We start from the raw sequence: 13,286 nt of genomic DNA, 5'->3' as shown, positions 1-13,286 counted from the left end.
CTGCTCAGCCGGCCCGCGCCTCGGTCAGCCGGGCGGCGTAGCGGGCGATCAGGTCGACCTCCAAGTTGAGCCGGTCACCCTGCCGCCGCTCGCCCCAGGTAGTGACCTGGAGCGTGTGCGGGATCAGCAGCACCGAGAACAGGTCGCCCTGGACCGCGTTCACCGTGAGCGAGGTGCCGTCGAGGCAGACCGAGCCCTTCTCGGCGATGAACTTCGCCAGGGGCGCCGGCGCCCGGAGGGTGAACCGCTCGCTGGCGCCCCAGGCACCGGCCGTGACGGTCTCGCGTTCCACGATCTCGGCGACGCCGTCGACGTGGCCGGTGACGAGGTGCCCGCCGAGCTCGTCGCCGATCTTCAGGGAGCGTTCGAGGTTGATCCGCGTGCCCGCCACCCAGGCGCCCACGGTGGTGCGCGCCAGCGTCTCGGCGGCGGCGTCGACCGCGAAGACGCAGCCGCCCGCGGTCGGCTCCACCGACACGGCGGTCAGGCACGGACCGGCGCAGGCGATCGATGCGCCGAGCGCGATCGTCGCCGGGTCGTAGGAGGCGCGGATCGCGATCCGGCGCAGGTCGCCGTCGCCCGTGACCGAGGCGACCGTGCCGACATCGCTGACCAAGCCGGTGAACATCGCTTACGTCCTGTTGCGCTCGTAGGTCACGGCCGCGTCGGGCCCGAGCTGCAGCCGCTCGGCCTCGCGGAACCGATCGCCCGAAAGGGCCTCCGCCAGGGCCGGGCCCAGGGCCCGCAGCCCGCCCGCCGGTCCCAGCGCCATCGGCCCGGTGACGAGGGTGCAGGCATCGATCAGATCGGCCCGCGCGAGCGCCTCCGCAAGGCGGGGGCCGCCCTCGCTGCACAGGCGGGTCAGGCCGCGCTCGCCGAGATGCGCCAGGGCCGCCGGCAGATCGATCCCGCCGGCCGGGTCCGCCGGCACGGTCGCGACCGCGACGCCGAGCGCCTCCAGGGCCCGCCGCGCGTGGGCCGGGGCCGAGCGGGTCGTGAGCACCAGGGTCGGCGTGTCGCGGGCGGTCCGGGCGAGCACGCTCGCCGGGGAGAGCCGCAGGTGCGTATCGAGCACGACCCGCAGGGGCGAGCGCGCCCCTAGGCCCGGCAGCCGCACCGTCAGCGACGGGTCGTCGGCCCGGGCGGTGCCGATGCCGATCAGGATCGCGTCGGCGTGGGCCCGCCAGAGGTGGACCGCCCCGTCCGCCACCGGCCCGGTGATCCGCAGGCGCTCCGGCCCCGCGGCGGCGCAGAAGCCGTCGCGGGTGCGGGCGAGCTTGAGGTGCAGGGCCGGGCGGCCGCGCGTCACCCGGGTGACGTGGCCGACATGGTCGCGCGCCGCCTCGTCCCGCATCAGGCCGGTCTCGACCGCGACGCCGCCCCGCCGCAGGAGGTCGTGGCCGCGCCCCGCCACCCGCGGGTCGGGATCCTCCAGGGCGCTGACCACCCGGGCGATCCCGGCGGCCAGGATCGCGTCGGTGCAGGGTGGCGTGCGGCCGTGATGGGAGCAGGGCTCCAGGGTGACGTAGAGGGTCGCGCCGCGGGCGGCCTCTCCGGCGGCGGCGAGCGCCACGGGCTCCCCGTGCGGGCGCCCGCCCGGCGCCGTGGCCGCCGTCCCGAGGATCCGGCCGGTCCCGGGCTCGACCACGACGGCGCCGACCGACGGGTTCGGCCAGGTGGTGCCGAGCCCGCGGCGGCCCAGCGCCAGGGCGAGGCGCATGAAGTTCGCGTCGCCGCTCATGGACGCCCGGCGCGGCGGCGCCCCGACGCCTCCGGTTCCGGGTCGCCCTCCGGCTCCGGCGCGGCCGCCGGCACCGGCATGCCGTCGCTCAGCGTGCCGAGCAGCTCCTCGAAGTCCCGGGCCTCGCGGAAATTCTTGTAGACCGAGGCGAAGCGCACGTAGGCGACGTCGTCGAGGCCCTTCAGCCCCGCCATCACCAGCTCGCCGATCGTCTCGGACGTCACCTCGGGCTCGCCGGCGCTCTCGAGCTGCCGGGTGATGCCGCTGACCAGCCGCTCGATCCGCTCCGGATCGACGGCGCGCTTGCGGAGCGCCACGTCGATGGAGCGCTGGAGCTTGTCGCGGTCGAACGGCACGCGCTTGCCCGAGCGCTTGAGCACCACGACCTCGCGGAGCTGCACGCGCTCGAAGGTGGTGAAGCGGCCGGCGCAGTCCGGGCAGACCCGGCGGCGCCGGATCGCGGCGCCGTCCTCGGAGGGCCGCGAGTCCTTCACCTGGGTCTCGGAGCCGCCGCAGTAGGGACAGCGCATGGATCTCGATGCTCGGGCATGGGAACGGCCGCGGACCGGTCGGATCCGCGGCCGTTTCCTAATCCACCGCGGGCCGGCCCGGAAGACCGGCCCCGCTCAAGCGGCTCTCTCGCCTCAGCCGTAGATCGGGAACCGGTCCGTCAGCGCGTGGACGCGGGTCTTGACGTCGGCCTCGACCGCGCTGTCGCCGGCCTCACCCTTGGCGGCGAGCCCGTCCAGCACCTCGACGATGAAGCCGCCGATCTGCTTGAACTCGGCGACGCCGAAGCCGCGCGAGGTGCCGGCCGGGGTGCCGAGCCGGATGCCCGACGTGATGGTCGGCTTCTGCGTGTCGAAGGGGACGCCGTTCTTGTTGCAGGTGATGTGCGCCCGCGACAGGGCCGCCTCGGCGGCCTTGCCGGTGAGGCCCTTCCGCTGGAGGTCGACCAGCATCAGGTGGTTGTCGGTACCGCCCGAGGTGATGTCGTAGCCGCCCGAGATCAGCGTGTCGGCGAGCGCCCGGGCGTTCTCCACCACCTGGCGGGCGTAGATCTTGAACTCGGGCTTCAGCGCCTCGCCGAAGGCCACCGCCTTGCCGGCGATGACGTGCATCAGCGGGCCGCCCTGGAGGCCGGGGAAGATCGCCGAGTTGAACTTCTTGGCGAGCGCCTCGTCGTTCGTCAGGATCATGCCGCCGCGCGGGCCGCGGAGCGTCTTGTGGGTCGTCGTGGTGGCGACGTGGGCGTGCGGGAACGGCGACGGGTGGACGCCGGCCGCCACGAGGCCCGCGAAATGGGCCATGTCGACCATGAAGTAGGCGCCGACCGAGTCGGCGATCTCGCGGAACTTCGCGAAGTCCCAGTGGCGCGGGTAGCCCGAGCCGCCGGCGATGATCACCTTCGGCTTGTGCTCCTGGGCGAGCTGGGCGACCTGCTCCATGTCGATCCGCTGGTCCTCGCGGCGCACCGTGTAGGAGACCGGCTTGAACCACTTGCCCGAGACGTTCGGCGGGGCGCCGTGGGTGAGGTGGCCGCCGGCCGCGAGGTCGAGGCCCAGGAACGTGTCGCCGGGCTGCATCAGGGCCAGGAACACGCCCTGGTTGGCCTGCGAGCCGGAATTCGGCTGCACGTTGGCGAAGCCGCAATCGAACAGGCGCTTGGCGCGCTCGATGGCGAGGTCCTCGGCGATGTCCACGAACTGGCAGCCGCCGTAGTAGCGCCGGCCCGGATAGCCCTCGGCGTACTTGTTGGTGAGCACCGACCCCTGAGCCTCCAGCACGGCGCGGGAGACGATGTTCTCCGAGGCGATCAGCTCGATCTCGTGCTGCTGGCGGCCGAGCTCCTTGGCCACCGCCTCGGCGATCTCGGGATCGGCTTCCGTCAGCGGGGCGGCGAAGAAGCTGTTGGAGAAGTGCTTGTCGGCGGCGGTACCGGCGCTCATGATCTGCCTCTGTTCTGGTAGGGGCGATGCCCGGCCTTTCGTCGGCGTGCACGGGCGGGCGTTGAAGGTGGGATTCCTACACGCGCCGAGGGCTCAGGCCAAGCACAGGCATTTTACTCGCGCGCCAAGAATAATTTGTCGCAGACCGCCGCGTTCCCGTCGCGGCGGGTGCCGGCATATTTTCCCTTTCAGCCACGCATCAGCGGCAAAAAGGAGAAGAGTCATGGAATGAAGCATGAACGCCTCGAGGATCAGAGACGCGATGCGGTGCTGTCGTCTGCCGGATGTCCTGGATCATCACATCGCTGAGCTTCGGCTCGGACTAGCCGTCATCGCTCTCGACTTGCTGGAGATTGAGGCCGGCTTTCGACGGGATCTGCCGCGCGGCTGCGACCGCCGGTGCGGTGGGAGCGGTTCGCTCGTCGTCGCGCCGAAGGACCGGACGCGGGATCCCCGGATCGATGGCAAAACCGACGTGACCGTCGATGTCTCGCGTGAGGTCGTCCAGACCCGGGATCCTGGACAGGGTCCGCTGTACGGCATCGTAGGTCCACACGAAGTTCGCGGCACGGATGCGGGAGCCCGACCTGCCCGGCATCGGACGGCACGGGATCGAGCAGAGTTCCGGCGCCGGTGATCCGGTGCTCGACGGATCGGACGGCAGCATACGGACGGACGTGATCCTCCGCGACGGCAGGAGCGGCGCTGCCCCGGTTCGAGCGATCTGAAACACGACGCCGCGCGCATACCGCCGGCCGCGCAGGGGCACCTGTCCGCGACGTGGCGGCGCCGCGAGGCCGACTTCGAGTGCCAGATCATCCCGCTGTCGGATCTGACGGACACCTAGACAGACATCGACTTCGGCGGCCCGTGGACGTGGGTCTGCGCCTTGTACGTCGCGACGCTCCCGGCTTGGGCCGGAGCGTCGATGGCTGTCGCGGCCTGCGCGGCCCGGTCGGACCGTATCGTCCTCGATCCGCACGAGGGGTGGCTGCTACCGCCGAGGAGGCGATCCGCTACGCTCACGACACGGTGGCGCGCATCGCCGGTCTGGACGCGCAGTTCGACACCCCGCGGAGCGCGGACGGCGTGCGGCGCCTCGGCGGCGCCGTCAGGCCGGCGGCGCGAGGTTCGTCTCGATCAGGACCGTCTCGGTCTCGAACGCGGCCGCGTGCCACGCCCCCGCCGGGAAGTGGAACACGCTGCCGGCCGAGAACGGCGCGCGGCCCTGCTCGGTCTCCAGGATCCCCGAGCCGGAGAGCACCTGCACGAACTGCTCGTGATCGTGGCTGTGGGCCGGTGCGGAGGCGCCCGCCGGCACGACCACGCGCACGAGGCTGGCGCCGGAGCCCGGGATCGTGCGCTTGGCCACACCGTTCCCGCCGACGCTCTCGGCACGGTCGTCCCAGGCGGTCAGGTGCTCGCTCATCGACGGATCTCCTCGCCGGCAGGTTGCCGCTCCGGTCCGCCGGGTCAACGTTCGTCCCGGCCCGGTCCCCGCGTCAACCGGTCCCGCCGGGCTGGCGACCGCGCCGGCCCTTGCCGGCCGCGGGGTCGGCCGACGCCGGATCGGGCCGGGCCGGGCTACCCGACGGGGCCGGAGGCGCGGCGCTCGCGGACGGCGTGCCGGAGGCGGGCCAGAAGGTCTCGAACAGCTCCTGCATCGCCCGGATGTTGTTGCCCTGAACCTCGGCACCGGTGCGCAGCATCTGCTGGAACATGTCGGAGCCGGCCTCGCCCGCGGCCGCCTGCGGGTTGGCGGCGGGCTTGGCCGTCGGCTTGGCGGCGGGCTTCGGCGGCGGGGCCGGCGGCTCGACGGCGGGCATCATCGCCTTGGCCATCTCGGCCCAGGCCGGGCCGAACGGGAACGGCACGGGCGGGGGCGGCGCGCTCGGCCGCGCGGGCTCGGCCTGCGGCTGGTTCAGCATGACGTGGACGATGCTCGCCACCACGGCGCCCGCCATCATCGGCAGCATCTGGCGCAGGACCTGCGCGCCGACGCCGCTCGTCGCCGAGGCCTGCCGCAGCACCGCCTGCATCAGCTGCGCGGACCCGAACATCTGGCCGAGGGCCTCGAATCCCTGGGCGGGCGCCGGCTTGGCGGCCTCCAGGCCGAACATCCGGGCGAAGCCGGCCGGGTCCAGGCCGACGCTGCGCTGGAGGCCGAGCGTCAGGGCCGGCATCAGCGCCTCGAAGGCGCGGGCCGTCTGCTCGGTCGTCAGGCCGAACGGCTGGCCCATGGCCTGAAGCCCGGCCTCGCCCTGGGCCTGGAACATCTCGAGCGGGTTGAACATGACGCCTCGACTCTGTCCCGGCCGGGACCGTCCGGGACAGGGCATCGTGACCCTTTGCGCGGGGAAATACCAGTTCCCACCCGCGGAACTTGTGCCTTGCCGCCGCCGTCTCAGGTCATCGGCTCGGGATGGGCGTGCCCCGCCGGCAGCGGCGCCGCGCGCTGGGGCGCCTCCGCGGCGATGTCTGCCCCCGGCCGCCGCGGACCGCTTCCCTCCAGCCGGTCGACCGTGCGGCGGGCCAGCAGGATGCCGAGCGCCCCGAAGATCAGGGAGCCGATCCCCATCCCGGCCACCACCCCGCGGGGGCCGTAGAGCGCCGCGCCGAGCATCGCCGGCGGGATCGTCCCGAGTGTCGCCCGGCCCCAGTTCAGCAGCGTCGAGCGCAGCGGGAAGCCGAGATTGTTGAAGGCGGCGTTGCCGAGGAACAGCAGCCCGTTGAAGAACCAGATCGCGCCGCCGACGAGGCAGAAGAAGCCGAACAGCTCGGCCGCGACCCCCTGCAGGCCGAACAGGCCGGCGAGCCACCCCCGGCCGAGCGCCAGGAGAAGCCAGACCCCGGCGCAGTAGGCCAGCGTCACCCGGATCGCCGCGCCGAGCACGCCGCGCATCCGATCGAACCGGCCCGCACCCCAGTTCTGCGCCAGGATCGGGCCGATCGCCCCCGACAGCGCGAACAGGCCGCCGAAGGCCACCGGCGTCAGCCGGTCGATCACCGACGCGGCGGCGACCGCGTCCGCTCCGTAGCCGGCAAAAAGGCGCGCCAGGAAGGCGCTCGCCACCGAGGGTGCGAGGTTGGTGAGCACGGCCGGGCCCGCGACCCCCGCCAGGGCGGCCGCGTCGGGCGGCAGGTCGGGCAGGCGCGGCCGGCCGAGGAGCCCGTGCCGCGCGACGCCGCGGATGCCCACCGCCACGAAGGTCGCGCGCGCCACGCAGACCGTGATCGCCGCGCCCGTCACGCCGAGGCCCGCCCCGAAGATCAGCAGCGGGTCGAGGAACGCGGTGACGACGGCGCCGGCGAGCGTGACCGTCATCGCCTGACCCGCCTCGCCGACCGCGCGCAGCAGGCCGGTGAACAGCATGCCGGCAGCGAGCAGCAGGTTCGACGGCAGGGTGATGTGGAGGAACAGGACGGCCACGCGCAGCGCCTCGCCCTCGGCGCCGATCAGGGCCAGGAGCGGGCCGGCCAGCAGCGCGATCAGCCCCGCGATGACGGCGGCCACGAGGCTGCCGAGGACGAGCGCGGACGTCGCGAGGCGCCGCGCCGCCGCCGGGTCGCGCGCGCCGACGGCCTTCCCCACCAGGGCGCCGGCCGCGATCATCAGGCCGATATTCACCGCCGTGGCGAAGAACTGCACGATGCCGGCGAAGCCGACCGCCGCCGTGAGGTTCGGGTCGCCCAGCGTCGAGACGTAGAGCAGCGACAGGAGGTCGACGACGAAGATCGCCATCAGCCCCACCGAGCCGGTGGCGGCCATCACGACGACGTGGCGGAGGATCGAGCCGGTGACGAAGCGGCCCGCCTCCGCCGGGGGCGGCCCGTCGGACAGGTCAGACATCCGGCCCGTCACGCATCCCGGGCGCTGCCTTCCGCTTCGAGCTCGGTCTCCGGATCGGATTCCTCGGCGGCCTCCGTCTCCTGCGGGGCCAGGGCGGGCTTCTCCAGGAGCCGCTCGGCGGCCTCGCGCCGGTCGCTGCCCACGAGGTCGCGGGTCTCGGTGCTGAGCGCCCGGGCCGGCCGGACCGGGGCGGTCAGCGGCTCGGGCTTCAGGCCCGCCGCGGCGCCGCGCATCCAGCTGGACCCGTCCGGCAGGGCGCCGGCCTGCTGCAGGACCAGCCGCGCGATGTCGCGCTTGCGCACGTCGTCGGTCCGGGCGGTGGCGGCCTCCGGCGACAGGCCGAGTCCCTCGAGGGCCGCCCGCCCGAAGGCGAGGGCGGATTCGGCGGTCTCGCGGATCTGGTAGTCGACGTCCCGGTTCATCAGCTCCACCGCGTGCAGGCGGTCGTAGGCCCGCACGAAGGTGCGCACGCTGGAGAACTCCTCGTGGACGATGTCGACGATCTTGAGGGCGCCCTCCCGGTCGTCGACGCAGATGCAGACCAGCTCGACCCGACCGATCCCGGCGGCGCGCAGCACGTCGAGGCGCGTGCCGTCGCCGTAGTAGATGCGGAAGCCGAAGCGCGAGGCGGCGCGCAGCTGCTCCACGTCCTTGTCGATCACCGTGACCGGGATGCCCTCGGCCATCAGCACGTGGGTCAGCACCTGCCCGAACCGGCCGAAGCCGATCACCAGCACCCGGGCGTCGCCGCTCTCGGAGAGCTCGCTGGAGGGCTCCTCCAGCGCGAAGGTGCTGCGCGCGTTGCGCCGCTCGATCAGCTTGTCGAGACCCTTGGCGGCGATGGGGCCGATCAGCATGGTCAGCGCGGCGAGCGCCACCGCGAAGCGCGTCGCCGTGACGCCGGTGAGGCCGAGATCCTGGGCCTGCGGCAGCAGCACGAAGGCGAACTCGCCCGCGGGCGCCAGGACCGCGGCGCCCCGCAGGGCCCCGAGGGTGTCCGAGCCGAACAGCCGGAACAGGCCGGCCACGATGGCGACCTTGACCAGGATCGCCGCCAGGGTCGCGCCGAACAGGGCCGGCCAGACCTCGCGCACGAGGTTGCCGTCGATCGACATGCCGACGCTCATGAAGAACAGGCCGAGCAGCATGCCGCGGAACGGCTCGATATCGGCCTCCAGCTGGTGGCGGAAGTTCGACTCGGCCAGCAGGATGCCGGCGAGGAACGCGCCCATCGCCATCGACAGGCCGACCTGCTCCATGAGCAGCGCGGTGCCGAGCACCACCAGGAGTGCCGCGGCGGTCATCACCTCGCGGGCGCCGCTCGCCGCGAGCAGCCGGAAGAACGGGTTCAGGCCGTAGCGGCCGACCAGCACCACCGCGAGGATCGCCGCGAGCGCCTTGCCGGTGGAGACCGCCGCCTCCCCGAGCCAGGAGACGTCGGTCGCCTCGCCGGCCGAGGCCAGCAGCGGCATCAGCGCCAGGATGCCGACCACCGACAGGTCCTGGAACAGCAGCACCGCGAAGGCGCGCGCGCCGTAGGCGCTGCCGAGATCGCCCCGCTCCTCCAGGAGTTGCAGGGCCACCGCGGTGGCCGAGAGGGCGAGCGCGAGGCCGATCACCGCGGCGGCGCCGAAACTGAGGCCGGCCAGGATTCCGGCGCCGCCGAGCACCAGCGCGCAGACGACGAGCTGCGCGGTGCCGAGGCCGAAGATGTCGCGGCGCATGGAGACGAGCTGCGACAGGTGCAGCTCCAGGCCGACGATGAAGAGCAGGAGCACCACGCCGATCTCGGCGACGCTCGCCGCCGTCTCGGGCTCGGCGATCAGCGACAGGCCGGAGGGCCCGATCAGCACGCCGGCCACGAGGTAGCCGAGCACGGCGCTCTGCCCGATCAGCCGGAAGATCGGCACGCCGATCACAGCCGCGGTGAGGAAGGTCAGGACCGGCGGCAGGAAGCTCGCATGTTCGACGGGGCTCGCCATGGTGATCGTCCCGGCGGTTCTGCTGGATCGGCGCAGGTGAGGTCCCCGCTTAGCGCGCGCGCGGCCGCGATGCGAGCCGTATGCGGGTGCCGTTCGGCACCGACGGGGCCGCGCGCGGCCGCACGGGGCGGTTCGGCCCGGGCTCAGCCCAGCAGGCGCCCTCAGCCCAGAAGGTGCCCTCAGCCCGGAAGGCGCCCTCAGCCCAGGAGGCGGGGGCGGGCCCGGTGCGAGCCGTCGATGAACTCGAAGCCGCCGGCCGCGCTCAGCATGTGCAGGCGGGTGCCCGGCCAGGCCGCCCCCGGCCGCAGGCGCGTCTCGACCCGCTGGGCGTAGCCCTCCTCGTCGAGGCGCAGGATCCGGGCGAGGCCGAGCGCCGCGCCGTAGCCCTGTCGGCAATCCTGGACGGGCCGGATCAGGCCGCCGTCGCGCGCCACGATCGGGCCCGCGGCCCGGGCGGAGCCGATGTCGATCAGCACCGGGTTGTGCCGGTGGGGCGTCCAGGGCCCGCGGAAATGCGGCGCGTGCCAGAGATGGAGCGTGTCGGAGTAGCTGCCGCCGCCGGCCCGGACCGTGGCGAACATCCACCAGCGGCCGCCGTGCTGCAGCAGGGTCGCGTCCCCGGCCACGACCCCGTCCAGGAGCACCGCCTCGTGGACCCAGCCGCGCGGGAAGTCGGTGGCCCGGTAGAGGTCGATCGTCCCGGAGGCGTGGGATTCCGGGATCATCCAGACCTGCCCGTCCGCCTCGAACACGAACGGGTAGGACAGGTGGGTCTCGAGCTCGAGCACCGGCTCCGGCCGGCCGCGGGGCCCGTTCTCCCCGAAGCCCACCGCGGCGATCACGCCCTTGCCGCGGCGGTAGTCGAACTCCTCCACGAACAGGGTCACGGCGCCGTCCCGGGCGATCGCGAAGGGGTCGGCGTAGAAGCGCCGCCCGTCGTCGGGGAGGACCTGCCAGCCGCCCTCCGGATGCCGGCGCAGGTCGATCAGGTCGGGGCCGGCGATCCGCCGCCAGCCCACCCGCCAGTGCGGGCCGTGGAAGCAGAGGGCGTAGAGCCTGCGCGCGATCTGCCGGGCGAGCCCACCGGCGGCCCGACGGCGCGCGCCCAGGCCGCCGAGGTCGTAGCCGGCCGCGGGCTTCAGGGGCGCCCCGGCGCCGTCGGGAAGCTCCGTCGAGGCGGCGCCGTCGAGGGCGGCGAGGATCAGCGTGATGGTCCGCGCGAGGTAGCCCTCGAAGGCCGCGAGCATCACCGTGTGCGATTCCGCGCCCAGGCGGCCGACCGCCACCGGCCTGCCGTCCGGCCCGCGCAGCGCCGCCACCGGCGCTCCGTGGGCGAACAGGGCGGCGAGGAGGCCGGCCTCGCCCGGCATCCCGTCGTAGTCGAGCCGCCAGGCCGGCGCCGAGCCCGGCTCCGCGGGGCTGCCCGAGAGGTCGAGGACGAGGTCGGCGCCGCTCCCGCCGGGCTCCGGGCCCTCCGGGCTCGCCTCGTAGGGGGCGAGGGCCACCGGTTCCGCGGCGGTCGCCAGACCCGGCCGGGGCAGGCCGTGGATGGCGGCCTCCAGACGGAACAGGAGCTCCGCGTTCGGCGGCAGGCCCTCCGCGTGCTCCACCCAGGCGACCCGGATCCGATGGTCGGGCCGCTGCCCGAGCTGGTCGAGAAGGCGGATGTGCCAGCCGCGCAGGGACCGTCGGTCGAGCCACACGGTGACGGTCCGGGTGCGGGAGAGCGTCCCGGACGCCGGCGGCTCCGCCCGGGTGGGAGCCCGGCCACCGGCCGCCGACGATCGGTCCGTGCCTCCGATCGCCCGCTCCATCAGCCGGTCAGCCTCATGCCCCGCGTGCCGGATTTCGTGTCGACGCTCACGGCAGCCAGGCCCGGTATGCGCCCGGTCCCGACCCTGGATACGGTCGAGCCGGGCTCGAATGCTGTTACGCCGCACCACGATCAAGCACGGCCGAGTGGCTGTCTACCGGTTCAAGCTTAACGCGCGAGACGATTTCTGGACGGTGAACCGAAAAAATCGAAACGCGGGCCTTCAAATAAACGCGTGTTGGCGGGCGGTGGTACAATGTCGCGAGGCCGTGGCGGCTCGCCGAGGGGAACCCCACCTCCAGCTGGACCGTTCGCCAGACAATGACGTGGTGCGGAGACAGGACATGACGCGCAAGACGCTGACGATGCCCCTCGCGGCGATGCTCCTCGCCGCCATCCCGGGGACGGCCTTTGCCTGGGGCGGTGGCGGCGGTGGCGGCGGCGACAGCGGCAGCGGCCTCTCGCCCTACGCGGCGCTGAGCGGCAACGATCGCTCGGCGGGGGTCAACAACGGCAATTACCGCGACCCGGCCCTCGATCCCTATATCCGCACCTACGACCCGGAGGCCGCGGCCCGCTACGCCGCTCCGCCGGCGGCGCAGCCGCGCCTGCGCGTGCGGCCCTATTACGGGCATCCGTACTGAGGGCGCGGGGGCGCTCCCGCTGCCGCACGGGCAGGGGCCCCCGACGTCGACGGAGTTCAGGAGCGTCCGGTGCCGCTCGCGGCCCGGACGCGCTTGAGCGTCCACGGTCCGCCCGAGAGCTTGCAGCCGGTGCCGCGGACGAAGCGGCTGCGGCTCGGCGCGATCACCGATGCCAGGAAGTTGCGGCAGATCAGCTCATCCGAGACATACGGCAGCCCGGTCGGGTTGACCGACCCGTGAAGCCCGGTCTCCGGGTTGTCCCACTTGACCGGGCGCCCGTTGCCCTGCGGATCCAGGGCGACGCTCAGGGCGGCCCGCGCCCGGCGCCAATCCTCCTCGGCGAGGTCGTCCCCGAAACTCACGGGCCGCTTCTCGATGCTGCCGGTGACGGTCGGCTCCTCGACCACGCGCGCCGCCGCCGGGGGATCGCCCCGGAAGACCAGCAGTGGCTGGCTGCAGCCGCACAGGACCATCGCCAGAGACAGGGCCGAGACGGACGCGCCGATCTGCGACCGCCGGCTTGGCCCTTTACACGCGCATCCCCGCATTACACCTGACTCACGACGGGCTATTCGCTCGACCGAACACGCCGATGTCGGTGCCCCCTCAGGCCCTGGACGCGGCAGGCAGGAGTCTTGGCGTGGATCAGTTAAGGACCGATGACCCGAAGAGCGCGGACTTCACGCTGAGCGAGGACCCCGTCGGGCTGTTCGCCGCCTGGATGAAGGAGGCCGAGGCCTCCGAGCCCGAGGACGCGAACGCGATGGCGCTCGCCACCGCCGGATCGGACGGGCTGCCGGACGTGCGGATGGTCCTGTTGAAGGACTTCGACGCCCGCGGCTTCGTGTTCTACACCAACACCCAGTCCACCAAGGGCGAGGAGCTGGCGCAGAACCCCCAGGCCGCCCTGGTGCTGCACTGGAAGAGCCTGCGCCGGCAGGTGCGGGCCCGTGGGCCGATCACGCCGGTCACGGCCGCGGAGGCCGACGCCTATTTCCAGAGCCGCCGCCGGGAGAGCCGCCTCGGTGCGATCGCCAGCCAGCAATCCCGCCCGCTCGCGGACCGCGCCACGCTGATGTCGGCGGTGGCGGAGCTGTCCGAGCGCTACGGGGACGGGCCGATCCCCCGGCCTGAGCACTGGACCGGGTTCCGGATCGCGCCGGTGAGCGTCGAGTTCTGGCAGAACGGCGACTTCCGCCTGCACGACCGCGTGCGCTTCACCCGGACGGGCGCGGGCTGGAGCCGGGCGCGGCTCTATCCCTGACCGCGGCCGAAACGCAGAGAGCCCCGGCAGGGCCGGGGCTCTC

General features: G+C 73.5%; 13 protein-coding genes. 2 read left to right on the top strand and 11 right to left on the bottom strand.

The window, feature by feature from the left end; genetic code table 11:
* Nucleotides 1-4: 4 nt before the first annotated feature.
* The 10 genes from J3A75_RS26200 to J3A75_RS26155 all read right to left on the bottom strand — a co-directional run bounded on the left by J3A75_RS26200 (nucleotide 5) and on the right by J3A75_RS26155 (nucleotide 11,336).
* On the bottom strand, nucleotides 5-628 hold the full coding sequence (locus J3A75_RS26200; protein WP_071000048.1) for a riboflavin synthase: 624 nt from the start codon (nucleotides 626-628) through the stop codon (nucleotides 5-7).
* 3 nt (nucleotides 629-631) lie between these two features.
* The gene (ribD, locus tag J3A75_RS26195; RefSeq protein WP_071000047.1) at nucleotides 632-1,741 is read right to left on the bottom strand and encodes a bifunctional diaminohydroxyphosphoribosylaminopyrimidine deaminase/5-amino-6-(5-phosphoribosylamino)uracil reductase RibD; all 1,110 of its coding nucleotides are present in this window, start codon (nucleotides 1,739-1,741) and stop codon (nucleotides 632-634) included.
* Complete coding sequence (nrdR, locus tag J3A75_RS26190) at nucleotides 1,738-2,271, bottom strand: transcriptional regulator NrdR (protein ID WP_071000046.1); 534 nt, start codon at nucleotides 2,269-2,271, stop codon at nucleotides 1,738-1,740. The genes ribD and nrdR overlap by 4 nt, the downstream gene beginning before the upstream one ends.
* Before the next feature lie 114 nt (nucleotides 2,272-2,385).
* Nucleotides 2,386-3,690, bottom strand: a complete 1,305-nt coding sequence (gene glyA, locus J3A75_RS26185; RefSeq protein WP_012320887.1) for a serine hydroxymethyltransferase — start codon at nucleotides 3,688-3,690, stop codon at nucleotides 2,386-2,388.
* Nucleotides 3,691-4,012: 322 nt separating this feature from the next.
* Nucleotides 4,013-4,357 (bottom strand): hypothetical protein, encoded by a 345-nt coding sequence (locus J3A75_RS26180; protein WP_209650815.1) that lies wholly within the window; start codon nucleotides 4,355-4,357, stop codon nucleotides 4,013-4,015.
* Between the two features lie 444 nt (nucleotides 4,358-4,801).
* Entirely contained in the window at nucleotides 4,802-5,119 is a 318-nt protein-coding gene (locus J3A75_RS26175) for a cupin domain-containing protein (RefSeq protein WP_053620832.1), read from the bottom strand.
* Nucleotides 5,120-5,192: 73 nt separating this feature from the next.
* Nucleotides 5,193-5,984 carry a DUF937 domain-containing protein gene (locus J3A75_RS26170; RefSeq protein WP_209650814.1) on the bottom strand — a complete coding sequence of 264 codons (792 nt, stop codon included), beginning with the start codon at nucleotides 5,982-5,984 and terminating at the stop codon, nucleotides 5,193-5,195.
* Between the two features lie 110 nt (nucleotides 5,985-6,094).
* Complete coding sequence (locus J3A75_RS26165; RefSeq protein WP_063111092.1) at nucleotides 6,095-7,540, bottom strand: MATE family efflux transporter; 1,446 nt, start codon at nucleotides 7,538-7,540, stop codon at nucleotides 6,095-6,097.
* 8 nt (nucleotides 7,541-7,548) lie between these two features.
* The gene (locus tag J3A75_RS26160) at nucleotides 7,549-9,522 is read right to left on the bottom strand and encodes a monovalent cation:proton antiporter-2 (CPA2) family protein (protein WP_012320882.1); all 1,974 of its coding nucleotides are present in this window, start codon (nucleotides 9,520-9,522) and stop codon (nucleotides 7,549-7,551) included.
* A 197-nt stretch (nucleotides 9,523-9,719) separates the two neighbouring features.
* Nucleotides 9,720-11,336, bottom strand: coding sequence for a hypothetical protein (locus J3A75_RS26155; protein ID WP_012320881.1), 1,617 nt, complete (start codon nucleotides 11,334-11,336; stop codon nucleotides 9,720-9,722).
* A gap of 343 nt (nucleotides 11,337-11,679) precedes the next feature.
* On the opposite strand from J3A75_RS26155, the gene J3A75_RS26150 reads away from it, so the two are divergent.
* Nucleotides 11,680-11,979, top strand: a complete 300-nt coding sequence (locus tag J3A75_RS26150) for a hypothetical protein (RefSeq protein WP_012320880.1) — start codon at nucleotides 11,680-11,682, stop codon at nucleotides 11,977-11,979.
* A gap of 56 nt (nucleotides 11,980-12,035) precedes the next feature.
* Here the strand turns inward: J3A75_RS26150 and J3A75_RS26145 are convergent, their stop codons facing one another.
* Nucleotides 12,036-12,527, bottom strand: a complete 492-nt coding sequence (locus J3A75_RS26145) for an RT0821/Lpp0805 family surface protein (RefSeq protein ID WP_012320879.1) — start codon at nucleotides 12,525-12,527, stop codon at nucleotides 12,036-12,038.
* Nucleotides 12,528-12,619: 92 nt separating this feature from the next.
* Here J3A75_RS26145 and pdxH point away from each other — a divergent pair, with 92 nt between their 5' ends.
* The gene (gene pdxH, locus J3A75_RS26140) at nucleotides 12,620-13,243 is read left to right on the top strand and encodes a pyridoxamine 5'-phosphate oxidase (protein ID WP_012320878.1); all 624 of its coding nucleotides are present in this window, start codon (nucleotides 12,620-12,622) and stop codon (nucleotides 13,241-13,243) included.
* Nucleotides 13,244-13,286: the final 43 nt, after the last annotated feature.

This window comes from Methylobacterium sp. PvP105, from assembly GCF_017876975.1.
Taxonomy (GTDB): Bacteria; Pseudomonadota; Alphaproteobacteria; order Rhizobiales; family Beijerinckiaceae; genus Methylobacterium; species Methylobacterium radiotolerans.
Note: the sequence above shows the minus strand (reverse complement) of the source record. Positions and strands in the feature narration are given on the sequence as shown.

What these genes read in the sequence shown, in the direction of transcription:
- ribD (WP_071000047.1), bottom strand. Translation starts at nt 1,741, where the DNA reads ATGAGCGGCGACGCGAACTTCATGCGCCTCGCCCTGGCGCTGGGCCGC.
- nrdR (WP_071000046.1), bottom strand. Translation starts at nt 2,271, where the DNA reads ATGCGCTGTCCCTACTGCGGCGGCTCCGAGACCCAGGTGAAGGACTCG.
- J3A75_RS26200 (WP_071000048.1), bottom strand. Translation starts at nt 628, where the DNA reads ATGTTCACCGGCTTGGTCAGCGATGTCGGCACGGTCGCCTCGGTCACG.
- J3A75_RS26150 (WP_012320880.1), top strand. Translation starts at nt 11,680, where the DNA reads ATGACGCGCAAGACGCTGACGATGCCCCTCGCGGCGATGCTCCTCGCC.
- J3A75_RS26175 (WP_053620832.1), bottom strand. Translation starts at nt 5,119, where the DNA reads ATGAGCGAGCACCTGACCGCCTGGGACGACCGTGCCGAGAGCGTCGGC.
- J3A75_RS26145 (WP_012320879.1), bottom strand. Translation starts at nt 12,527, where the DNA reads ATGCGGGGATGCGCGTGTAAAGGGCCAAGCCGGCGGTCGCAGATCGGC.
- J3A75_RS26170 (WP_209650814.1), bottom strand. Translation starts at nt 5,984, where the DNA reads ATGTTCAACCCGCTCGAGATGTTCCAGGCCCAGGGCGAGGCCGGGCTT.
- J3A75_RS26160 (WP_012320882.1), bottom strand. Translation starts at nt 9,522, where the DNA reads ATGGCGAGCCCCGTCGAACATGCGAGCTTCCTGCCGCCGGTCCTGACC.
- glyA (WP_012320887.1), bottom strand. Translation starts at nt 3,690, where the DNA reads ATGAGCGCCGGTACCGCCGCCGACAAGCACTTCTCCAACAGCTTCTTC.
- J3A75_RS26165 (WP_063111092.1), bottom strand. Translation starts at nt 7,540, where the DNA reads ATGTCTGACCTGTCCGACGGGCCGCCCCCGGCGGAGGCGGGCCGCTTC.
- J3A75_RS26180 (WP_209650815.1), bottom strand. Translation starts at nt 4,357, where the DNA reads ATGCTGCCGTCCGATCCGTCGAGCACCGGATCACCGGCGCCGGAACTC.
- J3A75_RS26155 (WP_012320881.1), bottom strand. Translation starts at nt 11,336, where the DNA reads ATGGAGCGGGCGATCGGAGGCACGGACCGATCGTCGGCGGCCGGTGGC.